General features: G+C 49.6%; 24 protein-coding genes. 9 read left to right on the top strand and 15 right to left on the bottom strand.

What is annotated here, in order from left to right; all coding sequences use genetic code 11:
* Window positions 1-114: 114 nt before the first annotated feature.
* The gene (gene dnaG / locus H6F90_RS25070; protein ID WP_190554792.1) at window positions 115-2,130 is read left to right on the top strand and encodes a DNA primase; all 2,016 of its coding nucleotides are present in this window, start codon (window positions 115-117) and stop codon (window positions 2,128-2,130) included.
* Here the strand turns inward: dnaG and H6F90_RS25065 are convergent.
* Window positions 2,127-2,636 carry a pentapeptide repeat-containing protein gene (locus H6F90_RS25065; RefSeq protein ID WP_370588090.1) on the bottom strand — a complete coding sequence of 170 codons (510 nt, stop codon included), beginning with the start codon at window positions 2,634-2,636 and terminating at the stop codon, window positions 2,127-2,129. The two genes, dnaG and H6F90_RS25065, sit on opposite strands and share 4 nt — an antisense overlap.
* A 264-nt stretch (window positions 2,637-2,900) precedes the next feature.
* Between H6F90_RS25065 and H6F90_RS25060 the strand changes: the two genes are divergently transcribed.
* Window positions 2,901-3,500: a YraN family protein gene (locus H6F90_RS25060; RefSeq protein WP_190554791.1), complete on the top strand. Its 600-nt coding sequence runs from the start codon at window positions 2,901-2,903 to the stop codon at window positions 3,498-3,500.
* A gap of 72 nt (window positions 3,501-3,572) precedes the next feature.
* Here the strand turns inward: H6F90_RS25060 and H6F90_RS25055 are convergent, their stop codons facing one another.
* The gene (locus tag H6F90_RS25055) at window positions 3,573-3,962 is read right to left on the bottom strand and encodes a hypothetical protein (protein WP_190441687.1); all 390 of its coding nucleotides are present in this window, start codon (window positions 3,960-3,962) and stop codon (window positions 3,573-3,575) included.
* 150 nt (window positions 3,963-4,112) lie between these two features.
* Here H6F90_RS25055 and queA point away from each other — a divergent pair, with 150 nt between their 5' ends.
* Both queA and H6F90_RS25045 read left to right on the top strand, forming a co-directional pair.
* Window positions 4,113-5,279 (top strand): tRNA preQ1(34) S-adenosylmethionine ribosyltransferase-isomerase QueA, encoded by a 1,167-nt coding sequence (gene queA / locus H6F90_RS25050; RefSeq protein WP_190554790.1) that lies wholly within the window; start codon window positions 4,113-4,115, stop codon window positions 5,277-5,279.
* A 54-nt stretch (window positions 5,280-5,333) separates the two neighbouring features.
* On the top strand, window positions 5,334-5,768 hold the full coding sequence (locus H6F90_RS25045; protein ID WP_199296161.1) for a rhodanese-like domain-containing protein: 435 nt from the start codon (window positions 5,334-5,336) through the stop codon (window positions 5,766-5,768).
* Between the two features lie 10 nt (window positions 5,769-5,778).
* On the opposite strand, the gene H6F90_RS25040 is transcribed toward H6F90_RS25045, so the two are convergent.
* Entirely contained in the window at window positions 5,779-8,490 is a 2,712-nt protein-coding gene (locus H6F90_RS25040) for a glucosidase (protein ID WP_190554788.1), read from the bottom strand.
* A gap of 314 nt (window positions 8,491-8,804) precedes the next feature.
* Between H6F90_RS25040 and H6F90_RS25035 the strand changes: the two genes are divergently transcribed.
* Window positions 8,805-9,020: a chlorophyll a/b-binding protein gene (locus tag H6F90_RS25035; RefSeq protein ID WP_190441681.1), complete on the top strand. Its 216-nt coding sequence runs from the start codon at window positions 8,805-8,807 to the stop codon at window positions 9,018-9,020.
* 132 nt (window positions 9,021-9,152) lie between these two features.
* On the opposite strand, the gene H6F90_RS31235 is transcribed toward H6F90_RS25035, so the two are convergent.
* A complete protein-coding gene (locus tag H6F90_RS31235; RefSeq protein WP_255525062.1) occupies window positions 9,153-9,278 on the bottom strand; it encodes a hypothetical protein in 126 nt (41 codons plus the stop codon).
* A gap of 83 nt (window positions 9,279-9,361) precedes the next feature.
* Between H6F90_RS31235 and crtW the strand changes: the two genes are divergently transcribed.
* Window positions 9,362-10,144 (top strand): beta-carotene ketolase CrtW, encoded by a 783-nt coding sequence (gene crtW / locus H6F90_RS25030; protein ID WP_190554829.1) that lies wholly within the window; start codon window positions 9,362-9,364, stop codon window positions 10,142-10,144.
* Window positions 10,145-10,149: 5 nt separating this feature from the next.
* On the opposite strand, the gene H6F90_RS25025 is transcribed toward crtW, so the two are convergent.
* Both H6F90_RS25025 and H6F90_RS25020 read right to left on the bottom strand, forming a co-directional pair.
* Window positions 10,150-10,719, bottom strand: coding sequence for a hypothetical protein (locus tag H6F90_RS25025; protein ID WP_190554787.1), 570 nt, complete (start codon window positions 10,717-10,719; stop codon window positions 10,150-10,152).
* A gap of 77 nt (window positions 10,720-10,796) precedes the next feature.
* Window positions 10,797-11,081 carry a DUF2470 domain-containing protein gene (locus tag H6F90_RS25020; protein WP_190554786.1) on the bottom strand — a complete coding sequence of 95 codons (285 nt, stop codon included), beginning with the start codon at window positions 11,079-11,081 and terminating at the stop codon, window positions 10,797-10,799.
* A 122-nt stretch (window positions 11,082-11,203) separates the two neighbouring features.
* Between H6F90_RS25020 and H6F90_RS25015 the strand changes: the two genes are divergently transcribed.
* Both H6F90_RS25015 and H6F90_RS25010 read left to right on the top strand, forming a co-directional pair.
* Window positions 11,204-11,608 (top strand): DUF1499 domain-containing protein, encoded by a 405-nt coding sequence (locus H6F90_RS25015; RefSeq protein WP_190554785.1) that lies wholly within the window; start codon window positions 11,204-11,206, stop codon window positions 11,606-11,608.
* Window positions 11,609-11,995: 387 nt separating this feature from the next.
* Window positions 11,996-12,265, top strand: a complete 270-nt coding sequence (locus H6F90_RS25010; protein WP_190554784.1) for a hypothetical protein — start codon at window positions 11,996-11,998, stop codon at window positions 12,263-12,265.
* 850 nt (window positions 12,266-13,115) lie between these two features.
* Here H6F90_RS25010 and H6F90_RS25005 read toward each other — a convergent pair.
* The 4 genes from H6F90_RS25005 to H6F90_RS24990 form a co-directional block, all read right to left on the bottom strand.
* Window positions 13,116-14,507 carry an erythromycin esterase family protein gene (locus tag H6F90_RS25005; RefSeq protein ID WP_199296160.1) on the bottom strand — a complete coding sequence of 464 codons (1,392 nt, stop codon included), beginning with the start codon at window positions 14,505-14,507 and terminating at the stop codon, window positions 13,116-13,118.
* A gap of 196 nt (window positions 14,508-14,703) precedes the next feature.
* Window positions 14,704-15,333 (bottom strand): DUF4142 domain-containing protein, encoded by a 630-nt coding sequence (locus tag H6F90_RS25000; protein WP_190554783.1) that lies wholly within the window; start codon window positions 15,331-15,333, stop codon window positions 14,704-14,706.
* A 160-nt stretch (window positions 15,334-15,493) separates the two neighbouring features.
* Complete coding sequence (locus tag H6F90_RS24995) at window positions 15,494-16,189, bottom strand: glutathione S-transferase N-terminal domain-containing protein (RefSeq protein ID WP_190554782.1); 696 nt, start codon at window positions 16,187-16,189, stop codon at window positions 15,494-15,496.
* Window positions 16,190-16,219: 30 nt separating this feature from the next.
* Entirely contained in the window at window positions 16,220-17,050 is an 831-nt protein-coding gene (locus H6F90_RS24990; protein ID WP_190554781.1) for a dienelactone hydrolase family protein, read from the bottom strand.
* A 157-nt stretch (window positions 17,051-17,207) separates the two neighbouring features.
* Here H6F90_RS24990 and H6F90_RS24985 point away from each other — a divergent pair, with 157 nt between their 5' ends.
* On the top strand, window positions 17,208-18,386 hold the full coding sequence (locus H6F90_RS24985; RefSeq protein WP_190554780.1) for a phosphoserine transaminase: 1,179 nt from the start codon (window positions 17,208-17,210) through the stop codon (window positions 18,384-18,386).
* 120 nt (window positions 18,387-18,506) lie between these two features.
* Here the strand turns inward: H6F90_RS24985 and H6F90_RS24980 are convergent, their stop codons facing one another.
* The 5 genes from H6F90_RS24980 to H6F90_RS24960 all read right to left on the bottom strand — a co-directional run bounded on the left by H6F90_RS24980 (window position 18,507) and on the right by H6F90_RS24960 (window position 22,354).
* Window positions 18,507-18,761, bottom strand: coding sequence for a hypothetical protein (locus tag H6F90_RS24980; RefSeq protein ID WP_190441665.1), 255 nt, complete (start codon window positions 18,759-18,761; stop codon window positions 18,507-18,509).
* A 298-nt stretch (window positions 18,762-19,059) separates the two neighbouring features.
* On the bottom strand, window positions 19,060-19,413 hold the full coding sequence (locus H6F90_RS24975) for a DOPA 4,5-dioxygenase family protein (RefSeq protein WP_190554779.1): 354 nt from the start codon (window positions 19,411-19,413) through the stop codon (window positions 19,060-19,062).
* 255 nt (window positions 19,414-19,668) lie between these two features.
* Complete coding sequence (locus tag H6F90_RS24970) at window positions 19,669-19,863, bottom strand: hypothetical protein (protein ID WP_190441661.1); 195 nt, start codon at window positions 19,861-19,863, stop codon at window positions 19,669-19,671.
* Between the two features lie 285 nt (window positions 19,864-20,148).
* The gene (gene galK, locus H6F90_RS24965) at window positions 20,149-21,207 is read right to left on the bottom strand and encodes a galactokinase (RefSeq protein ID WP_190554778.1); all 1,059 of its coding nucleotides are present in this window, start codon (window positions 21,205-21,207) and stop codon (window positions 20,149-20,151) included.
* 22 nt (window positions 21,208-21,229) lie between these two features.
* Window positions 21,230-22,354, bottom strand: a complete 1,125-nt coding sequence (locus tag H6F90_RS24960; protein ID WP_199296159.1) for a Xaa-Pro peptidase family protein — start codon at window positions 22,352-22,354, stop codon at window positions 21,230-21,232.
* Between the last annotated feature and the right edge of the window lie 29 nt (window positions 22,355-22,383).

Genomic DNA, 22,383 nt, shown 5'->3' with positions numbered 1-22,383 from the left:
ATGGGTTTAGGCAAATGAAGTCACAGCACGGCTTTTCTCAAAGCACAACGGCTTGGCTGAAACTGAGAGAGCGGTGACAATAGTAAGTGAGTTCTACTTTTCGGCACAGCGTCAATGGACATTCCTCGGCTGCATCCTGACACTATTGAGCAAGTCAAGCAAAAAGCTGACATTGTCGATATAGTTTCTGAGCATGTCGTGCTGCGGAAACAGGGCAAAGACTTTGTCGGGCTCTGCCCGTTCCACGATGACAAGTCTCCGAGCTTCAGCGTCAGTCCCAGCAAGCAGTTTTACTATTGCTTTAGCTGTGGAGCAGGCGGCAACACGATCAAGTTTCTGATGGAGTTGGGCAAAAACTCCTTCAGTGATGTTGTGTTGGATCTGGCTCGCCGCTACCAAGTAAATGTCAAAACTTTGGCTCCAGAACAGCGCCAAGAGTTGCAACGGCAGCTTTCGGTGCGGGAGCAGTTGTATGAGATTTTGTCGCTGACGGCCAAGTTTTACGAGCACGCACTGCGACAACCCCAAGGAAAGGTCGCTTTAGATTACCTACAAAACTCTCGGCACCTGAGCCAAGAAACGATTCAGCAGTTTCAACTCGGTTACGCTCCGGCGGGTTGGGAAACGCTGTACGGCTATTTGGTAGAGCAGAAACACTACCCGGTGGAGTTGGTAGACCAAGCTGGGTTAATTTTGCCGCGCAAATCTGGGGGTGGTTACTACGACCGTTTCCGCGATCGCCTGATGATCCCGATTCTGGATATTCAAGGTCGCGTGATTGGGTTTGGGGGCCGCACCCTGAGCGATGAGCAACCTAAGTACCTCAACTCCCCCGACACCGACCTATTTGACAAAGGCAAAACTCTGTTTGGGTTAGACAAGGCCCGCGCCGCGATCGCCAAGCAAGACCAAGCGGTGGTTGTAGAAGGTTATTTTGACGTAATTGCCCTGCATGCCGCCGGGATTACCAACGCCGTCGCGTCTTTGGGTACTGCATTGAGCGTGGCCCAAGTCAAACAACTGCTGCGCTACAGCGAGTCAAAGCAAGTTGTGTTCAACTTTGACGCTGACGCAGCGGGGGTGAAAGCGGCAGAACGGGCGATCGGGGAAGTGGCTGACTTGGCTTATCAAGGCCAGGTGCAGTTGCGAGTCCTCAACATTCCCGAAGGCAAAGACCCGGATGAGTTCTTGCACACACATTCTTCAGAGCATTACCTCAGCCTGCTGGAAAGAGCGCCCCTCTGGTTAGATTGGCAGATTCAGCAAGCACTCCTCGGCCAAGACCTGAAGCAAGCTGACCAGTTTCAGCAGTCGATTCAGGCGATCGTCAAGCTCCTGGGCAATTTACCCAATACCCCTTTACGAACACACTATATTCATCAGTGTGCGGGGTTTTTGAGTCAAGGCGATGCCAGGTTTGCGCTGCAACTGGAAGAAAACCTCCGCACCCAAGTTCGGGGGCAACGTTGGCACGGGCGATCGCAAAAATGGGAAAAACCCACCGATTACAGCTTGCGAGAAGCAGCAGAAGCCCAACTACTCCGTATCTACGTTCATTGCCCCGCTCATCGTCTAGAAGTGCACAACGCCCTCAAAGAGCGTGAGCTGGAGTTTAGCTTGTCTCACCACCGCTTTCTGTGGCGGCAGATCCTAGACATTGAAGAAACAGAAAATCAAGAGCCTCAGGCCGAACTGCCTCAGTCTTACGCCAGTTGGGAAGAGCACACAGAAGTTGACTTACTCACGGCCCTGCAAGACCGCTGCACTGAGTCGCCAGAGGAAATTAAGCGAGTTCTACATATTCTGCAACTCGATGAGACAGCAAAGTTAGATATTCTCCGTCCGAGTCTAGCGATTCGCACTGCCACTGCTAGCCTAGAGCGGATCATGTGCGAGAAACGTTGCCGTCACTTGCTAAAGATGTGGGAAGAAGCCACGCAAGCGATCTTAGCTGACCCTAACCAAGTACAAATCCTAGATTCTTTAGAACAAAGCCTAGATGCGGCCTTCGATGCCGAAGCCTTGCGATTTCAAAAGCTGTTCTACGACGAAAGACGCTATCTGCAGGAACTCGATCGCCAGCGCTGCATCACCCCAGCCGATCTACTAGAAGTGCCGCAGTTGGGTTAGTCGCAATAGAGCGTGTCGCGGGTGTTGCGGCCAGTCACAGGGTTAGTGCCCTTCGCCACCTTACAGAGCAAAACTTGAGCATCTTGTCGAAACTCGACATCGGTAAAATCTGTGCCGTCAATTACAGCTCCTTCAAACTTGGCGTTGAAGGCAAAGGCTCCTTCCAGAATCGCATTGGTTAAATTTGCGTCGGACAGGCGAGCCGTATCTAGCGTGGCGTTGCTGAGGTTTGCCCCTGCCAAATTGGCAGCTTCTAGATTAGCCCCAAAAAAGCTCACCCCGCGCAAATCACTCTGGCTGAGATTGATGCCACGCATATTGGCCTTAGTAAAGCTGGAGTCCACTAAAACACGGCCCGAAAAGTCGGCCCCCACCAAGAAAGCTTTGTTATAGTCCTCAGCCAAAGCAGGAGTCGCGATCGCCCCCCAAACCAGCAACCCCGCCAGAGTCATCCAGCATAGGCTGAAACAAGCAGTGGCTAGGCGTTGATACCAGGCTGTTTTCACTGGTTTCTGAATTGGCTGCTGAATCAATGGGAAACCGTACCTTCTGTCCATCTCGCGTACTTTACTAAGTGACTGTGACGAATCAGTGAGTCTGGGAGCCACATCAATCTATAGGCTAGCGCTAAGCGCAGCCTAGACTGACCTGAGCGGTCCCATCCCTGATCCTACCCGAAGCTGTCGGTCTCCTTGGTGAAAAAGCACTAGACTCGTAACGAAGGTTAAAGTCTGACTACTTCGTCCTGCGAGAAAATCTGAGTAAAATGCATGAATTCTGGCAAGCCTGAACCCTCGCGATCGCGCCGCTCGTCTCAATCTAAGAGCGAAATCGGGTTGCTAGGAGAAGCCTTTATTGCAGAATGGTTGCAAGCTCAAGGTTGGGGACTGCTGCATCAACGCTGGCATTGTCGTTGGGGCGAAATTGACCTAATTGCCCAACAACCTGCGGTCCAACAATCCATAGCATCTAGACCTATATCACCTGACCAGATGCGATCGCCCTCAGCCACGCTTGTATTTGTGGAAGTTAAAACTCGTAGCGGCAACAATTGGGATGCGGACGGCTTGCTAGCGATCACGGCCCAAAAGCAAGCCAAACTTTGGCAGACAGCAGAATTATTTTTGTCCAATTATCCAGACCTTGCAGAACTACCTTGCCGCTTCGATGTGGCCCTAGTAGCAGTGCAACCTGCCTCAAAAGCGCGATCGCAACCTGAAAAGCTTGGTGTCGATCAAGTTCAGGCTGCGATGTTAGCAATGAATTATGTGATTAACCAGAGTCAAGCAGCGATCGCCCAAGGGCAACCGATTGCGATCGGAGGTTATCAACTAAGCTTAAAAGATTATATCCAAGCGGCTTTCACTTAAATTTGCCGTTATCAGGCTGCTTCAACAAGTGATGGAGATGATAACTAGCCAGAATTTGCCAAGCGTTGCAGCCTAAGCTAGCGTCTCAGGACAATAGCCCAGTCCTAGTACAAACTGCTTACGGAATTCTTCAATTTCACCGCGATCGGGGCTACCGTGAGAAACCACCGCTACTTGATAGCGCCGCATCACATCGATGGCAGACTGACCCGTTTCCAGGCTCCACAAAGCCATTTGAATACGAATTTCTGGCTCGTAAGGAATGCCTAGCTCATTCAAGAAAGCTCGGAAATCTCCATCTTCTTGTGGGCTCAAGTAGCGATTCATCTTGACCTTGACGACCCAGCCATCAATCTGATGAATTACAGTCATGAATCGAACAGGCATTAGCGTGGTGCCATGTAGGTGTTCGACGACTCTTAGGGTGAGGCTGGCATTGCCAAGGTAGTAGAGATATTCCATGTTTCTTCAGACCCAGCGAATGCTACATTTCTATTCTTACGGGGATTTGCTGAAGCCAATAGGGGAGAAGCCCCCGACCTCCTATGGGGGGTTCCACCCAATGTTGTTATAAGTTTTGCACTTCATTGCTTGTTGCAGCCCTACGCTGGTATGAACTTCACGGCCAAACCTCACGATTTTAGTTCCTCAGATCAGCCTGTCACTCCGGCGATCGCGTCCGAGCCTACCTCCGACCAATTACTGAGCGCCTATGACTACGAGCTACCAGAAGAAAGGATTGCCCAAAACCCCATAGAGCCAAGGGATCAGGCACGGTTGCTGGTCCTCAACTCCCCAACTCAGCATAGCCACCGCATCTTTCGGGACTTACCAAATCTCCTCCGATCGGGAGATTTACTAGTGCTCAACAATACCCGTGTGATTCCCGCCAGGTTGTACGGTCGTAAGCCAGGGGGGGCCACGATCGAAGTTTTGCTCCTAGAACCCCAACCCCAACCTAATTGCTGGCTGGCTCTAGTCAAACCTGGTCGGCGGCTGAAACCCGGAGCGGCAATTGAGTTTGGTCCAGACCCAACTGAGCCACCGAGCTTAAAGGCTACAGTCATAGCGACGGATGCGCCCACGGGAGGGAGGATTTTGCAGTTCGAGGTGCCCGATGGGGAGTCATTGCAAACACGCCTACAAGAACTCGGCCAAGTACCTTTGCCACCCTACATTACCCAATCTGAGGCAGAGCCAGAACGCTACCAAACGGTTTATGCCGCGCAACCTGGAGCTGTCGCAGCCCCAACCGCAGGCTTGCACTTTACCCCTGAGTTGCTGGCTAAGTTACAAGCTCAAGGCATTGACCAAGCCTTCGTTACCTTACATGTGGGAGTCGGCACCTTTCGGCCCGTCGAAGCGGAGGATATTACCCAACATGCTATGCATAGCGAGTGGGTAGAAGTTCCAGCCGAGACAGTCGCCAAAATTCAGCAGACCAAAGCCCAAGGGGGACGCGTGATTGCTGTGGGTACAACCGTCGTCCGCACCTTGGAAGGAGTGGCGCAGCAAGCTGAGCAGAATGGCAACCACTTCGGTGAATTGCAGCCCTACCAAGGAAAGGTGAATCTATTTATTTACCCTGGTTATCAATGGCGCGTGGTGGAGGGATTAATTACCAATTTCCATTTGCCTTGCTCCAGTTTGCTGATGTTAGTCAGCGCGTTGGTAAGTCGTCCGCGCTTGATGGCGTTGTACCAAGAGGCGATCGCGGAGCAGTACCGTTTCTATTCATTTGGGGATGCCATGCTGGTGTTGCCAGAGGCCAGAATTTGAATCATGGGCATGGGGCGATCGCTCATCTTCAAGCTAATCAGGCATTCAATTGCAATGCAATTTCCGCAGGTTCGGTGGATCACGACCGCAGAACTCGCTCAATGGCTCAGCAAATCAATCCGATCGCAACCGCTCCTATTAGATGCTCGAACTAAAACTGAGTATGCTGTCAGCCATTTGGCAACTGCTCAGCAAATCGATCCGATCGCGCCTGACTTGGTCGCTCTTGACCAGATTGATCAGGATACGCCCCTAGTTGTCTACTGCTCGATTGGCTATCGCAGTGCGAAAGTTGCAGTTCAGTTATCACAGGCAGGCTTCACGCAGGTTTATGACTTGGAAGGCAGCATTTTTCAGTGGGCCAACGAAGCACGACCGCTCTGGCAAGCCGAGCAGCCTACGACCAAAGTGCATCCTTACAACGCCCAGTGGAGCTTGTTGCTCAAGCCTGAGTATCGGGCAGACTTGCAGGAACCACCTCTAGATTGAAGGCTATGCTCTAATCTTCGTGCTCTTCCACTTGCTGAATTAATTTAGCGATCAAAGCAGTCCAGCCAGTTTGGTGACTCGCACCGATTCCAGCACCATTGTCGCCGTGGAAGTATTCGTAGAACAAAATCAAATCTTGCCAATGTGGGTGGGTTTGAAATTTTTCTGTGTCTCCATAGACGGGGCGACGACCGGCGGCATCTTGGGTAAAAATCTTTATGAGTCGTTGGGAGATTTCGCTAGCGACTTCCCACAAGTTCATCCATTGCCCAGAACCTGTCGGGCATTCCACTTTAAAGTCATCACCTAAGTAATGATGAAACTTTTGCAGCGATTCGATTAGCAAGAAGTTGATGGGAAGCCAAATCGGGCCACGCCAGTTAGAATTGCCCCCAAACAAGGCACTAGTGGATTCCGCTGGCTCATAATCAACGCGGTGTTCCTGACCTTGCGCTTCAAAAATGTAAGGATGCTCGGCGTGATAACGGGACAGAGCCCGAATGCCATAGGGGCTGAGGAATTCCTTTTCGTCTAGCATTTTCTCTAGAATCCGCCGCAGTTTATCGCGATAAACGATCGCCAAAAGCCTGCGATCGCCTACCCCTTGGCGTTTCATACAAGCAATGTTCTGAGTCAGATCGGGACGATTACGAATGAACCATTCTGTGCGCTTCCAAAAGCCAGGAAATTGTTCTAGAAGCTCTGCTTCGATCGGCTCTACCGCAAAGAGAGGAATCAAGCCGACAACGGAGCGAACTTTTAAGCGCACTTGATGTCCATCTGGAAAATGCAGCACATCATAATAGAAGCCATCTGCCTCATCCCAGAGGGAGGCTTCTTCTCGGCCCATGCGGTTCATAGCCTCCGCAATGTAGAGGAAGTGCTCAAAGAACTTACTAGCAATATCTTCGTAGATAGGATTGGATTTTGATAGCTCTAAGGCGATTGCTAGCATGTGCAGGCTATACATGCCCATCCAACTAGTGCCATCGGATTGGTCAATGCGACCGCCAGTCGGCAGTTCGGAGCTGCGATCGAACACACCGATATTATCCAGACCTAGAAAGCCGCCTTGAAAAACATTATTGCCCGCTGCATCTTTGCGGTTCACCCACCAAGTAAAGTTGAGCAATAGCTTTTGAAATACTCGCTCTAAAAAAACACTATCGGCCCGACCGTATAGTTTCTGTTCAATCTTGTAAATTCGCCACGCTGCCCACGCATGAACAGGAGGGTTCACATCCCCAAACGCCCATTCATAAGCAGGCAGTTGGCCATTGGGATGCATGTACCATTCTCGCGTCAGGCGATCCAGCTGGTATTTAGCCAGTTCTGGATCAATCATGGCAATGGGAATCACATGAAAGGCCAGATCCCAGGCCGCAAACCAGGGATACTCCCACTTGTCGGGCATCGAGAGAATGTCATCATTAAATAAATGAATCCACTCAGAATTTCTCCCTTTCAGCCGCTCCGGGGATACGGATGGCTCAGCAGGCGCGTTTTTCAACCATTCATCCACCACGTAGTAGTAAAACTGCTTGCTCCACAATAGGCCCGCAAAAGCTTGACGCTGAATGTTTTGCAAATCGGGCGATCGCGTGAAACAGCAAACCCGTTGGTAAAATTCATCAGCTTCCCGCTGGCGATCGCTAAAAACCCGCTCAAACTCAGCTCCCAAGGGAGAAGCGGTGACAAGGGCTGGAGCCACTTGATTTAATCGGAGTTGAATAGTTTGCGTCTCGCCTGCCTGTACCTGCAAGATATAGTGTGCTGCGGCTTTGGTGCCAACCAATTCAGGATTGACAGCAGTTTGCTCACCCTGAACTACATAGTTGTTGATGCCATCCTTGAGATAAGCCGAAACGTTAGGCGTCCCCAAAATACGCTCTGTATTGGTTTCATTTTCGGTAAATAGCAGCTCTGTCGGTGGGTCGCAATACAACCAGTAGTCACCCAAGCTGGAATGGGAGGCGGCAATGACGCTGTAATTGTCCTTAGATTTCGCTTTAGACAGTAAGGGCTTGTCGGAGTTGGGAAGGGAGGGACAAGCTTGCTTCTCACTCCCAGACCCCTTACTCCAAGACCAAGTGTTACGAAACCACAGCGTTGGCAATAAATGTAAGGTTTGAGCTTCTGGCCCGTGATTGCTGAACTTGATGCGAATCAAAATGTCTTCTGGAGCCGCTTTAGCATATTCAACCAAGACATCAAAATAGCGTTCTTCGTCAAAAATGCCTGTCTCCAATAGCTCAAACTCTAGTTGATCGCGACCCCGACAAGCATTCTCGGCCACCAATTGCTCGTAAGGAAATGTCTGGTGTGGATATTTATAGAGGCATTTCATGTAGGAGTGCGTCGGCGTGTTGTCGAGGTAGAAATAGTATTCTTTAACGTCCTCACCGTGATTGCCTTCTTTCCCAGTCAAGCCAAACAGTCGTTCTTTGAGAATTGCGTCATTGCCATTCCAGAGGGCGATCGCAAAACAAAGCCGTTGATGATTGTCCGAAATGCCTGCGATGCCATCTTCTCCCCAACGGTAAGCCCGCGATCGCGCTTGGTCATGGGTGAAATAGTCCCAGGCTGCCCCACTAGCACTGTAGTCTTCCCGAACAGTTCCCCACTGGCGATCGCTGAGATACGGCCCCCATCTGCGCCAATGCGCTTGCCTTTGACGAGTTGCTTCTAGCCGTTGAGCTTCTGCGGTGGTGTTTTCTGTCATGGCTCTCTCAAGCGATCGCGTGCAGCAAAGTAAATCTTGGCTAAATCAGCCCTCGATTCTTAAACCCCAATCCTTAAAGTTGAGCCATTTTAACGCACCTGCCCTTGCCGACTCAGCCTCTGTCGAATTGTAGAGTTTGGGCTTGTACTTGCCTGTACTCATCTTTAGTTAGAGCCGTTTTAGCTTAAAGTTTCTTTACATCGGTCAGAAGGAGGGCCTATAGTTTCGCACCCTAGGCAGACTGCGGCTTAGAGGCAACTCGATACTATAGGGACATAACAAGTTTGTTAACAAGTTCGTTGAGGAATGTAAATATGGAATCTCGTCCTTCTGCTGATCTACCCACTGTTGCTAACGCTTATAACGGCAAAGATCGGAACGCCTTTTTGTTTGGTTGGAATCCCCAAGCCGAGCTATGGAACGGTCGTCTAGCCATGATTGGTTTCTTGGCATATCTGTTGTGGGATTTGAACGGTTACAGTGTATTGCGTGACGTGCTGCACTTCTTACCCCAGTACATCGCTCGTTAGTCACTGGCTCGTTAGTAACTGACTGTTAATCATTGAATAAGTCATAAGCATCCAACCTTGTCGTTAGACTGGTGGCCTTAACTCAGCTTAAGTTGCCAGTCTGACCACAAGGTTTTGCTATGGCCCAATGTTCTATTCATCTAGAGTCTTGGAATGGTTAAGTTGGAAAATCGACACATCCAACTCCACTTTTTGCATTAGTTCTGCCAGAAAGCCTTGGTTTAGGAGGCAGACGGGATTAAAGTAAATATTCTTCATAGAAATTGTTTACCCACGCTGAGCGGTGGTTGCTTAGCTTTGTATCTGCCTACTTAAGTCAATCGTTATCTGGAGCTGAAGATTTGATTTCCTCTGAGCAAGTATCCCCACCCGCTGCCCCATTAAAAGAAGAGGTAACGATCGCTGACCCCGCGAAAGAAGCAAACCGTAGCCTGATCACTGCAATAGGCATGTTAAGCCTTTGGGCGACGAGTTTAGCTTGCTTGTTGAGCTTAGATATCTCCGCGTGGCCCTTGTTGTGGAAACTGCCGCTGATGGTTTGGCAAATGTTTCTCTACACAGGGCTATTTATCGTCGCGCATGATGCAATGCATGGAGCGGTATATCCCAAAAACTCCAAGATTAATGATGGAATGGGAGCGATCGCTCTAGCTTGCTATGCTCTATTTTCTTTCGAGAAGCTAAAGCAAAAACATTGGCAACACCATCAGCATCCAGTGAGCGAACGAGACCCAGACTCCCATAATGGCAAGCACCAGAATTTTTTTGCTTGGTACTTTCAGTTCATGAAATCCCACTGGAGCTGGGTCAGAATATTGGCCTTAGTTGCGCTCTTTCACACCATTCGCTTGACGCTGGCTTTGCCAGCAGAAAACATGACGCTGTTTTGGGTCATTCCTTCGATCTCCAGCTCGGCACAACTGTTTTTCTTTGGCACCTACTTGCCGCACCGAGAACCAGAAGGAGGATACAAAAATCACCATCGGGCTCAAAGTAACCCCCTTCCAGTTTTCTGGTCTTTCATTACCTGCTATCACTTTGGCTATCACGAGGAGCACCATGAGTATCCGCAGCTAGCTTGGTGGCAACTACCCGGAGCGGCTAAAGCGCAGGGAACGATCTGAGCACACTATTTGCCAGATTTCTCGGCCTTGGTGTCAGTAGTTTTGTCACTCGCTTTGGCGTCACTCGGTTTATCTGCTTTAGGGTCCGATGAAGCTTTAGAGTCCGGCGATTGGAGCGCTTGGTCCAGTACAGTCCGCGCCTCTTCTGCTTGGGCTCTAGCTTCTCGGTAACGGAGGTTGGTTTGAGCAAAAGTCTTCAAGGTTTTGAAGCCTTCTTTGAGGTTGGCGATCGCCTCCTCGCTCACCGACTCATCTGTGAACAGAATATCGACCTGCTCTCGCACTTTGACTGCTTCAGAACGCAATTCTTGCACCTTCAGCTTGAGCGTCGCCAAGTTGCTGAGAATTTGTACTGCCTGGGTGACAGCATCTTCGTCGGCAGAGACCGTTGAGCTTGGTTCTTTCACTTCAATAAATTGTTGAGGGCCAAATCCTTCTGCCAAATCGGTCGGTAACTTGCCTGAATCCATCAGCTCCATCAGCTGATCCATCGCCTTTTCACGGGCTTTGGCAGAATCTTTGCCAGAGACAGTCAGAATAATTTCAGGGCTTTGCGCTAGCGTATACTGAACCATAAACGTACATCTGTACTAAAGTCTTCTCTTCAATCTTAATGTGTTGCAGCCTAGGACTGCGGCAGCTGTCGAACGTGCTACTGGGGCTGGGTCCGAGCTTGTCTCACCATGGCAATCAAAGTTTGGTGAGCATCTTCCGAGTCTTGCAGTTCGTGGTCAAACTCAACCCGAAGCGGGGTTGCCGCTCCCTCAACTTGAGCCATCAAGTTCATCCCTTGGGCATCAATCGAAACCATCTCCGCCGCAGTGGCACTAGTCGCTCCAGCATAGGCTTTGGCGTAAAGCACGATCGCCTCGGCATGGTCTTCGTTCATATGTTTGCAAATGCGATCGCTAATACTAGGGGTCAATGGATCAGCCATAACCAAATCTCCTCCATCAAATTATGAGCAAATCATGGGTACCTGTTGGGAAGTTTAGCAGAGGCAAGGGCTAGGGATGGTAAGCTCACAAAGGTCTCGGTTAATGCATTGGAGGAAGAACTGTGTTTGCTGGCAAACGGCCCACTAATCTTGGCGTTCAAAATGGTAGCTTAGCACCCTGCCCAAATACCCCCAACTGTGTCAATAGCCAAAGTACAAGCCCAACTTGTCAGATTGCCCCTTTGACCTACACCTCTACAGCAACCCAAGCGATCGCTGACCTCAAAACGGTGATCCAAAATCTGGAGCGTACAACCATCGTTACGGAAAGGCCTAACTACTTGTACGCAGAATTTAAAAGCGCTTTGATGGGGTATGTGGATGATGTGGAATTTTACCTGGATGAAGTTCAGCAATTGATTCACGTGCGATCGGCCTCTCGCTTGGGCAAATCGGATTTAGGCGTCAACCGCAAACGCATTGAAACGATTCGAGCCAAGTTGCAAGCTCTGCAAAGTCAAGGTTAGAACTAAAGCCCTCCTGCTGTTAGCTACAACACTTGGCTTGCTAGTCAAGAGCGGTGAGTTTTGTGGTTGGAAGGGCGATCGCTCTATGCCTTAACTTGAATATAATCACTTGATTTTTATCCTATTACTCCACAAATTTCTCCTCGAGTCAGGCTAATTAGCTGTTATGGAATCTTAGGCTGAGTTCAGGAGCTAAAAAGGCGAAACATTTACTTCGCCTTTCTACCGAAGCGTACTGTTCAGGGTTATTATGCGGAAAGTTTTCTGCTTAATAACCTCAAAAGCTAATTATGGAGAGACAGGTCATCTAATCATCTCATAGGAGATCTTAGGTGGAAAAAGTACACCTAATAATAGTTATGCCTTTTTTGTATTTCGTGGAGGAATATGGACACTGAAAGCTGGGAGTTATTTTCGGCGCTAGCCGCACCGGTGATGTTGCTGCGCGTCATCCTCGACGTCCTGTTCGCAGTCGGACTCAACGTCCTGTTCGCACTCGGAGTTGGCCACGATGTCGGTGTACTTCAGCGCCGCAGACGTGGGACGGCTCTGGTGGGACCGATGGTGTGGGTGTTCGCCACCCTGCTCGGCGGTGTCTTCGTGGCCGGCCTGTATTGGGTCATCCACCATTCAACCCTGAGCCGAGGCGAAGTCTAGGCGGAGGAGCGTTGACCAGGGGCGGTAATCCCCTACGGCGAGGCATAACAACCATATGCACCCGACTCGTATCACAATGCCTCTCACGTATGTTGCGCGGGCGGGTGATACCGGGCATTAGGCATCTCACCGCAAGTTGATAGCTGAGTCAGGAGACACCATGACTTACGAAGAGTTGAAATAGAAATAGTTGCGATGGAATGAACTGGGGAGCAAGACGTCTAGGCACCAGAGGGCCTGGCGTTTCGGTGCAGAGGAGGCTTGGCATTTTGCTCAGGACGCTGGCTTGCTGATCTCCGAATTTGAGGATGGCATTGAGACTCATTAACCAGCACAGATCGTTGGAACCTTCAACACGAGCAGCCAAACATGGATGTGGGCAATGGGACAATTCGTCCACCGCGCCAGACTCTTATGCGTTGGTAGTTCGCAAATGCGGCAAGCAGTATGCAATCGCTGAGCTTACCAAGCCCGTTTGGGAAGGAACTGAAATAGACGCCTGGCAAATACTGCAATTGCTGCAAAGCTGGGCAATGCGCAGGATGCATACCGCGGTTCCAACGAACCAACGCTCGTGTTCTTTACCTTTGGCGGAGTTAAGCTGGCCCGTTCCCCAGACAGCGCCTAACTAGCGATTGCACCCGACACTGCGCCGCGGAGCTTGCCTAATGACCTCGGTTTGATCATGCGGCACCGGTGAATCTAGGCGCTAGCTGACTAAGCTCATGATACAAAGAGATATCGCTAGCCCACAGTCTATGCGCTTATTCAGAATTTTGACAAACACAAGATTTGGAAACGTGTCGAAGGGCGATCGCTAGAATTTGAATTGAAATTTTTACTGGTTTGTTCAGAGCGCTGAGGGGTAAGTATCTGGTACTTCATTATCCTCGACAGGCTCATCGCGGTCTAGCGGTTCGACCGCACGGGTGTCATCAATATGAATGATGGCATCAAACTGGCTGGGTAACTGGGTGTGGAAATAGTGGCTTAGCCGCTCGGAGTGAGGACGGTAAATCACGCCGATCGCCCTTTCTAAGCGGGGTTCTCGTAGCTGAGCGATCGCCGGATTATCTTGGCGGAGATTCAACCAAAAGCGGGGTAATCCAGTCTCGTGAAAGAGGGCTTCGTAGCTATTAGGCAGTGCAGGTCTGACTTGCTTGAGTTCAGCAGGGCCATCCCAATCGGTCGCTGCTGTGACGGTGCCAGTATACGTGCTGAAGCCAACCAACACCGCATCTTCACCATAACGCTCTCGTACCAGTTGACCCACATTCCACTCACCCGCTTCTCCCATATCGGTCGCTCTAGCATCACCTAAATGAGAGTTATGTGCCCAAACCACGATCTTGGCGGGTTGCTGCTGTTTTTCTAGATGGGCCGATAAGTGATCAAGCGTTTCTGCCATATGGCGATCGCGCAAATTCCAAGAAGACACTCTCCCTCGGAACATGGAGCGGTAGTAATCCTCAGCATTCTTGACCAGTCGAGCATTCTGCTCCGCATAGAAGAATTCATCCTCTGCTAAGGGGCCATCTCTTCGCGTATACTCACTCGCCTGTCTTTGCAACTCTAGAAGTTGATCTACCGCTCCACCTTCACAGGATTCCGCCATGCCAGAGCTGGTCGCATATCCGTAACTCTGAGAATCCTCCTCGAAATGCTCGAAACAAGCATAGCGAGAACGCGCTCGCTGCCCTGCTTCTGGATCAATTTGGTCAAGATACTTCAGCACTGCTTCAATGGAACTGTAGAGGCTGTAAAGATCGAGGCCATAGAAACCAACTTTAGTTCTTTCTGGCGGCAAAGCTACATTATATTGATGCAGCCAGTTAACGAAATTCAGCACGTCTGTATTTCGCCACATCCAAGTCGGGAAGCGATGAAAGTTACCCAGTGCTTCGTTACTGGTGGCATCCTCACTCGCGCCTTGGACAAAGCGGTTCACTCGGTAAGCATCAGGCCAGTCAGCTTCTACTGCAACTGCTGCAAAGCCTTTTTCTTGAATCAACCGCTTGGTAATTTCAGCCCGCTGCTCATAGAACTCATGGGTGCCATGTGTCGCCTCGCCAATTAAGACAAACCGAGCATTCCCAACTAGATCTATCAACGGGTCGTAATCTGAAGGAGAACTTGAAAGAGGATGGGCGCATTGGCGTACTACATCAGCTAGTTCGGCGATCGATTTTTCTAGCATGGCTGAAGCCCTACCCACAGATGAACTGCTAACGATTGCATTCATCCTAAGTAGCGAAAAGACTGCTGACCTCTGGCTAAAGAGGCTGCTCTAGAACCATCGCGTTCTATCTAGGGAATGAAAGGGTCTGCGGGATTGCAAAGTTGGTTGGAAGCCTCTATGACACAGCGAGATCAGGTGACACAAAAAAGAGAAGCCAAGGCATCCCTCAACTTCTCTCAGTTAAAAGTAGGTGGGTCGATTACTGGAGAGGTCGTCCTGTGTTTCCTGGTCTATTTGCCGTCATGGCACGACTGGCCATTTGATAGTGATTGTTGATGTTGGGCAGCAGGGCCGAGGCATACTGTTTCACATCAGCCGCTTTTCCTTGCTGAATTTCTGTCCGGTACAAAGCGATCGCTTGCATGTGCAGATTCTCTTGGGTGCCCATATAGGCGCGATCGAAGTTTGCGCCAGAGAGCTGAGCCAGTTGCTGGGCGATCGCTGCATTGAGGGGACCAGGATCAGTGGGTAGCGTGATCCGATGTTGGGCTGCCACTTGGGATAGGCGTTGGTTTGCTTGGGTATGCTCCCGGATCATCTGCTGAGCGTAGGTTCTCACCATCTGATTAGATGACTTTTGCAAGGCTAGCTGAGAGGTTTGAATCTCAGCATTATTTCCGCGAGCTGCCATCAGGACAAATTCGCGGTCTAAAGCGGTGGGTGCAGTTGCACCGCCCCGTTGTTGATTTGTTGTGCTTTGAGCAGGTCGATTAGCTGGGGTGCTAGGCCGAGGAGTCATCTGCGCCAGCACTGGAAAACTGAGCAGCGATGTGAGGGCTGCTGCTCCTACAAGAGTAGTAGCTTTATTAAAGTAGTTGAGTCTTTTCATGGCGCTTAAACCTAGATGTGAAGAGTAAATTGAACCAGCTTGACCGTTTGAATCTAAGTCATAAAAAACGACCGCCCCATAAGCAGAGTAACGACTGCTATCTAAGCAACCCTCTGTCTAAAGAGCGGAGATGAAGATTATGGGATCACAGAGTAAAAATCTATTGCACTGTGTTGGCAGACTGATTAAACAATAGATCCCGCGATCGCTCAATATTGAGTGCTTGGTCTTTGAAAGCTGCCGCTTTTTCATAGGCTCGGATCGTGGCTGGGCGCGCTTTAATCGCTTCAAACCAGCGTTGCACCTGCGGAAAGTCTTCTAGCTTTTGGCCTTGCATTTCGTAGGGCACGATCCAGGGATAAATTGCCATATCCGCGATCGAATATTCTCCTGCGACAAATTCGCGATCGCTCAACTGCTTGTTTAACACCGCGTACAAACGCGCAGTTTCATTCACATAGCGATTAATTGCATAGGGAATTTTCTCTGGCGCATATTGGTTAAAGTGATGATTTTGCCCTGCCATTGGCCCTAATCCACCCATTTGCCAAAACAGCCACTGCAACGTTTCAACACGACCTCGGAGATTGGCAGGAATGAACTGGCCAGTTTTTTCCGCTAAATACAGCAGAATCGCTCCAGACTCAAACACAGAAATCGGATCACCACCTCCCACAGGTTCACGATCGACGATCGCGGGAATCCGGTTGTTGGGAGCAATCTGGAGAAATTCGGGCTTGAACTGATCGCCTGCACCAATGTTAATCGGCACCAACTCATAGGGCAGATTTGTTTCCTCTAGAAACAAAGTGATTTTGTGTCCGTTTGGAGTCGTCCAGTAATAAAGCTCAATCATGATGCTGTCTCCTAATATTGCTTGGGAAAATTACACACCATATTGCTTAAACCAAGCCTGAAGCCGTTTCCAACCATCCTTCGCGTCTCTTTCGCGATAAGAGGGGCGATAATCGGCAAAAAAGGCATGAGGCGCATCAGGGTAGACAATGATTTGGGATTTGCTGCGCCCCAATTTCAGGCGATCGCGCATCTCCTCCACTGTCTCTAGGGAAATCCCTGTATCCTCTCCACCATAAAGTCCTAAAACTGGGGTCTTCAGTTGGGGCGCAATATCCACCGCATGTCTGGGTGTAAGAGGGCTGCGATCGCCGACTAAGCGGCCATACCAAGCCACGCCTGCTTTCACTTGCGGATTATGTGCGGCATACAGCCAAGTCATGCGCCCGCCCCAGCAAAAGCCTGTAATCCCCAAACGCTTACCATTGCCCTTAGCCGACTTCACTGCCCAATTCACCGTGGCATCGAGATCAGACAGCACTTGAGCATCTGGCACTTTTGCCACTACCTTACGGATCTCGTCCACACTGCTTAGCTTCAGCACATTGCCTTGCCGCACAAATAATTCCGGAGCGATCGCTACATATCCCAATTGAGCAAAGCGACGGCAGACATCTTGAATATGCTCATGCACCCCAAAGATTTCTTGGATCACCAAAATGACAGGAAAATTTTGGCCTTTGGCAGGCATCGCTCTGTAAGCAGGAACGTTGCCGTCTTTGACCGGAATTTTTACGGCACCCGCAATCAATCCCTTGCCGTCTGTCCGAATAACTTTGGCCGAAATAGGTTCTACTGCTAAGGCAAAGCCAGTTGCCAAGGCAGCAGTCGTAATAAACTGACGCCGCGTAATTTCTTTCATGACTGAGCCTACATCCCCCTCACTGAACACTGATTTCTAGTGTAGAAGGTCAGAAGTTTTTGTGATTTCGCTAAGCCAGTGCAACACCGGATGTTGGAGGTGCAAAAGAAATATATATAATGACTACCTACCCTAATGAATGCTGCATTCAGCACCCATGTCAGAACATCCTACTCCTCCAACCACTAAACCCACCGTCCCTTATTTTTCCTCTGGTCCTTGTGCCAAGCGCCCTGGCTGGAGTGTGACTAATTTACAAAATGCTTGTGTGGGTCGCTCCCATCGCTCTGCTGACGGCAAAGCTAAACTTGCAGAAGTCATCGATCGCTCGAAAAAAATCTTGGGTGTTCCCGCAGATTATCGGTTGGGCATTGTGCCTGCTTCCGACACAGGCGCGGTCGAAATGGCCCTGTGGTCACTGCTAGGACCGCGCCCCGTCGATATTTTAGCGTGGGAAAGTTTTGGTCAGGAATGGGTAAAAGATGTTTTAGATGAGCTGAAATTACCAAATGTCAACCTGATCAAAGCTCCCTACGGTAGCCTGCCCGACTTGGGCCAAGTGGATTTTAGCCACGATGTAGTATTCCTGTGGAATGGCACCACTTCAGGCGTGAGAGTGCCCAATGGTGACTGGATTCCTAGCGATCGCCAAGGCTTGACCATTTGCGATGCCACCTCCGCAGTATTCGCAATGGACATCCCCTGGGACAAAATCGATGTCCTGACTTACTCCTGGCAGAAAGTCTTGGGTGGCGAAGCTCAACATGGCGTAATCGTTCTTTCTCCTCGTGCCGTCGAGCGCCTAGAGAGCTATCAACCCACCTGGCCAATCCCGAAAATTTTCCGGCTCAGCCAAAAAGGTAAGTTGATTGAAGGCATCTTCAAAGGTGACACCATCAACACACCTTCGATGCTGTGTGTAGAGGACGCGATCGACAGTTTGAATTGGGTCGAGAGTGTGGGTGGCTTATCTGGTTTGATTCAGCGCAGTGAAGCCAACCTCAGCACGATCGCTCGTTGGGTAGAGCAACGCGATTGGGTAGACTTCTTGGCTGAAAAACCAGAAACTCGCTCTTGCACCTCGATCTGCCTAAAAGTAGCTGATCCTTGGTTCACAAATCTCAGTGCGGAAGACCAAGCGACTTTTGCCAAGAAATGGGCGAAAACTTTAGAAAAGCAAGGTGTTGCTTATGATGTTGCGCCCTATCGGGCCGCACCTCCAGGACTACGGATCTGGGGCGGAGCCACGGTAGAAACTTCCGACATCGAAGCTCTCCTACCCTGGCTTGACTGGGCCTACGTCGCTGTCAAAGCTGAATTCGCTGCTGTGGCCTGATTAACTCGCTTATCGTTTATCAGCAATCCTGAGACGAGGCATCAATCACCGTAAGCGTTGCCCTATCTGTATCTCTAAACTTGATGAGACACAGATGGGGTCACTAGTTAGGCTAACTGCCTAAGCATCCATCAACGATACAATGCGTGAGAACCAATAAACGACTTCTGGATCGCAGCAGGTCGTAAGCCGAGCAATTTCTACCGCCATTTGGTATGCTGCTTCACCCTTGGGGTGATTAAAGAGACCTGCATGATTCAGTAATGCCGCCTTCAAATCTCCTGGGTAAGCTGGTGTAGGCCGTGATTCCTTCATTTGCAAGCGTAGCAGAATCGGATTCCAATCAATCTCATTAGCGATAGGATGTGTATCCATAGCAACTTGTCATACTGAATTGTTTATATTTATAAGCTAGTTTCTAAAGACGATAGAAGCAAATATATATAGTTCTTGAGTTGATAAATTTAATTGATTGGATTCTCTGTCTAAATACAGTTGACTAACTAAATGTGTAGCGCCAAGCGATTATTTAATTAATAATTCAATGTAAACACTGAGGTTTTTGGCTCATTAGCCTTAGTCGCCTATCCAAAGGTAGATCAAAGGCAGCGGTTACTTCTATAGAAATTATGTTTTTACAGCAATTGAGCAATCTAGAAGTTGGAGGCTGCGCTTAGGCTCTGCTAATTTGACGCAGAATCTCGATATTCAGTTCTAATTTATTGCCTAGCCATAGAGCATGGTTTGTGTGGTCCAAGACATCATAGCCTGTCTCCGGATGCACCAAAACATCCAACCCCTCGCGATGTAGCATCAGCCAAGGAACAACCTTTACGAACTGATCGGGTAGGAAAGCAATCTGGTACATAGCTTGAGGATGAGGGCCAATCGGGCGATCGTGCCACCGTCCCAAACGCACCTCAAAAGCACCCAGTCCCTCGCGTACCCGCGCTGCAACATCACGAGTTTCAGGATCGTAGTAGATGTGAGCGTGGAATCCAGTGATTGTGGTTGTTGCTTCTACCATTTTCTCAGCTCCACGACTGATCTCTTTTCACCGACTAGCTTACATCGATTTTCAGAGTATCCAAACTTTGGAAAAGCGTGGCAATGGCTTAAGTCAATCCACATAGCAATTTCCCCTTAAATCCTAATTTGAAAGGATCTAAAGGGAAATTATAGGATATGAATTCGCCAACCGAGTAAACATCATGCTGAACGGCATGGTATTCAGTTAAGTTGGGATACTGTTCTGGCAAAGTTAAAGTTCTGTATTTGAAGCTTACTGTAGCAGTTCAAATTGTTGCTGAATCCAGTTAAACCCTCTGCCAATACAACTTGAACAAACCTGGCCTTGACTCTTGCCTTGTTCGTTACAGACAATCACTTGCGCTTCTTTCATGGCAAACGATTGCCCGCAGAGCTGACAAAGACTGCTTTTGGAGGGAAACTTATTCGGTTCAATTTGGAGCTGCATAATGTTTTACCAACTTATTTATGTTTGTAGTTCTGAGTTCTTACTAAAAGATTTGATCAAACGATTGATCTTAACAGTCTGGGTTGGCAATCATCCATAGGCTCTCATCAGCGATACACCCCACACCACGAATGCTGTTGTTATAAAGTATGCTGTACTCCTCCCCAAATGTCGTCTAGACAAAGATAGGATCTCTTTTACAGGATGCTGTATTCACTATCACACTGCTTGCCTTAAAGAAAGCCCTTGTACCATTCTTAATGTAATGATTGAGAGCCATTCAGGCTAGGGAACTAAAACACGACCTATTTGTTCTGCGCGATTATACTGTTCCAAAACTTGTTGCGCGATCGCCTTGGCTTTTCCTGCCACCGTCAAGGCAACACAAGCTCCCCCAAACCCTGCTCCTGTCAGCCTAGCACCAAATACACCAGGGGTTTTCTGCAAAATTTCAACTAGATGATCTAACCCTGCAATGGAGACCTCATAATCATCCCTTAAGCTCGCGTGGGAATCGTTCATTAGTTCGCCAAAGCGCTCGGCTGATACACCCTTCCGAGCTTCTAGCACTCGGTTATCCTCTGTAATCACATGACGCGATCGCCGCTTGAGGAGTTCAGGGAGATGGGCGATCGCCTCGACATCACTGATATCCCTCAATGCCCCAACTCCTAATTGTTTCGCAGCCTCTTCGCATTCTTCCCGCCGTTGGTTATAGCCACTGCCTGCCAATGTGCGAGGGATACCACTGTCGATCACTAAAATCCCGGCCCCTGACGGAAAAGGAAGAAGTTCGCGATCGAGGGTGCGAGTATCCAGAAATAGGAGATGATTTGTATCCGCAAGGCTAGAGGCCATCTGATCCATAATGCCGCACTGCACCCCTGCATACTGTCGCTCGGCTTCCTGTCCTAGTTGAGCAATGCGAACATCATCAAGATCGAGGTTTAGAAGCGATCGCAAGCCCCGCAACATCGCCACTTCTAAAGCTGCACTGCTCGAAAGTCCCGACCCCATTGGCACAGATGAGGTGACATAGACATTGAGCGGTGGCACCGTAATTCCCTGTTTCTCCAGTACACCAATGCAGCCAAAGATATAACTCGCAAAGCTCTCTGGAATAGAGTCTGAGGCTTTCACATCGATCTGTTGTTCTAGCTCCTGCGAATAGAAGTGATGTTGATCGTCAGGGCTCAGGCCAAGATAAACAGTGGTTTTTTGCGGGATAGCGGTTGGCAATACAAAGCCATCGTTGTAGTCGGTATGTTCGCCCAGCAGGTTAACTCGTCCCGGCGCACTCGCTTCAACTTTGGGCACAGCATTAAAGATCTGTTGAAAGTCCATATGAAAGCTTATAGTTGAGAATTTAAAGTTCTAACGGAACAGGTCGCGATCGCCCTTCTACCTCAACACTAGGCCAGTTCGGGTCAAAGGTAAGATCCTCTAAACTGCCATCTGGGTGCAGCACAAAAGTATCTTCAATTTTGGCTCCTCGCAGACTGGGATTCCAAGCGATCGCCATATTGGCCATGAGACAATCAGTGGTATCTGGATTAGCCACCACCTCACGCGCCAGATAACCCGTCGTTCCCCCTTGATGATGCTCGTAAATCGCTTGAGGATACCCTTGCTGTTCGTAAGCCTGTTGCAAGCTGGTATAAACCTGATTGAGGGGCGTACCTCTACGGCACTGCTCTAAAGCGGCCGCCTCAATCTCTCGAACCTGCCGATGCAATTCCTTTTGCTCAGCCGCTAGAGAACCGAAGCAAATAAACCGAGTCAGATTGGCATAGAGTCCAAAGCCGCGAGCACAAAACACCATCATTGCCACTTGACCAATTGGTGCGGCGCTAGCAGTAGGATGGCGATAGAGCGGCAGGCGGCGTTCTCCAGCAGCCAAAGTTAGAGCGGGATGTAACCCTCGCTTCCATAGGGCGGCGGCTCCTACTCCTGCCAATTGGTGTTCGGTCCAGTCAGGTTTGGCTTGAGTGAGTGCTTCTGTCATCGCTTCGCTAGCTAAACGTCCTACTTGACGGTAGCGATCGAGTTCACTAGATAGAAGAGTGCGTTTCTGCTGTACCAAAGCAGTGGGTAAAAGCATTTCAGGGCTATGAGGCAATAAACTCACAGGTCGATCGCTCAAAACTTTCCCCTCTCCAGTCACCTCCGCTACAAAAGCTTCGCGCTTGGTCGATTCTGCCCAAGGGTTGACCTGTAACTGATAAAACTCACCGCGATCGCCTGTTAACTCCTCATCTCGAAAACGCTGGGCTTCAATTTCATCCGTGAGCACCCAAGCCCCATCGGGAGTTACCAAAACTTCGGCCACCCCAGACTCAGCCGCTAACAACACGGTGTTAGACGCACCTCCCGTTGCCCAAGCAAACCAATCCGTGCCACGTAAGCGAACTCCAGCCGCTCCAGTTTCCTCTAAAGTATCTCGAATGCTCGTAAGCTTCTCAGAAATTTCCGTTCCTGGTTGCATGACCATGGTTGATGGGTTATTGAGGTTCTTTAATT

The sequence above is a fragment of the Trichocoleus sp. FACHB-591 genome (assembly GCF_014695845.1).
Taxonomy (GTDB): domain Bacteria; phylum Cyanobacteriota; class Cyanobacteriia; order FACHB-46; family FACHB-46; genus Trichocoleus.
Note: the sequence above shows the minus strand (reverse complement) of the source record. Positions and strands in the feature narration are given on the sequence as shown.

What these genes read in the sequence shown, in the direction of transcription:
- H6F90_RS25045 (WP_199296161.1), top strand. Translation starts at nt 5,334, where the DNA reads ATGCAATTTCCGCAGGTTCGGTGGATCACGACCGCAGAACTCGCTCAA.
- dnaG (WP_190554792.1), top strand. Translation starts at nt 115, where the DNA reads ATGGACATTCCTCGGCTGCATCCTGACACTATTGAGCAAGTCAAGCAA.
- H6F90_RS24995 (WP_190554782.1), bottom strand. Translation starts at nt 16,189, where the DNA reads ATGATTGAGCTTTATTACTGGACGACTCCAAACGGACACAAAATCACT.
- H6F90_RS25025 (WP_190554787.1), bottom strand. Translation starts at nt 10,719, where the DNA reads ATGGTTCAGTATACGCTAGCGCAAAGCCCTGAAATTATTCTGACTGTC.
- H6F90_RS25020 (WP_190554786.1), bottom strand. Translation starts at nt 11,081, where the DNA reads ATGGCTGATCCATTGACCCCTAGTATTAGCGATCGCATTTGCAAACAT.
- H6F90_RS24970 (WP_190441661.1), bottom strand. Translation starts at nt 19,863, where the DNA reads ATGCAGCTCCAAATTGAACCGAATAAGTTTCCCTCCAAAAGCAGTCTT.
- H6F90_RS25010 (WP_190554784.1), top strand. Translation starts at nt 11,996, where the DNA reads ATGGACACTGAAAGCTGGGAGTTATTTTCGGCGCTAGCCGCACCGGTG.
- H6F90_RS25040 (WP_190554788.1), bottom strand. Translation starts at nt 8,490, where the DNA reads ATGACAGAAAACACCACCGCAGAAGCTCAACGGCTAGAAGCAACTCGT.
- H6F90_RS25060 (WP_190554791.1), top strand. Translation starts at nt 2,901, where the DNA reads ATGAATTCTGGCAAGCCTGAACCCTCGCGATCGCGCCGCTCGTCTCAA.
- queA (WP_190554790.1), top strand. Translation starts at nt 4,113, where the DNA reads ATGAACTTCACGGCCAAACCTCACGATTTTAGTTCCTCAGATCAGCCT.
- H6F90_RS31235 (WP_255525062.1), bottom strand. Translation starts at nt 9,278, where the DNA reads ATGAAGAATATTTACTTTAATCCCGTCTGCCTCCTAAACCAAGGCTTT.
- H6F90_RS24980 (WP_190441665.1), bottom strand. Translation starts at nt 18,761, where the DNA reads ATGGATACACATCCTATCGCTAATGAGATTGATTGGAATCCGATTCTG.
- H6F90_RS25000 (WP_190554783.1), bottom strand. Translation starts at nt 15,333, where the DNA reads ATGAAAAGACTCAACTACTTTAATAAAGCTACTACTCTTGTAGGAGCA.
- H6F90_RS24975 (WP_190554779.1), bottom strand. Translation starts at nt 19,413, where the DNA reads ATGGTAGAAGCAACAACCACAATCACTGGATTCCACGCTCACATCTAC.
- H6F90_RS24985 (WP_190554780.1), top strand. Translation starts at nt 17,208, where the DNA reads ATGTCAGAACATCCTACTCCTCCAACCACTAAACCCACCGTCCCTTAT.
- H6F90_RS25035 (WP_190441681.1), top strand. Translation starts at nt 8,805, where the DNA reads ATGGAATCTCGTCCTTCTGCTGATCTACCCACTGTTGCTAACGCTTAT.
- H6F90_RS25005 (WP_199296160.1), bottom strand. Translation starts at nt 14,507, where the DNA reads ATGAATGCAATCGTTAGCAGTTCATCTGTGGGTAGGGCTTCAGCCATG.
- galK (WP_190554778.1), bottom strand. Translation starts at nt 21,207, where the DNA reads ATGGACTTTCAACAGATCTTTAATGCTGTGCCCAAAGTTGAAGCGAGT.
- H6F90_RS25055 (WP_190441687.1), bottom strand. Translation starts at nt 3,962, where the DNA reads ATGGAATATCTCTACTACCTTGGCAATGCCAGCCTCACCCTAAGAGTC.
- H6F90_RS24990 (WP_190554781.1), bottom strand. Translation starts at nt 17,050, where the DNA reads ATGAAAGAAATTACGCGGCGTCAGTTTATTACGACTGCTGCCTTGGCA.
- H6F90_RS24960 (WP_199296159.1), bottom strand. Translation starts at nt 22,354, where the DNA reads ATGGTCATGCAACCAGGAACGGAAATTTCTGAGAAGCTTACGAGCATT.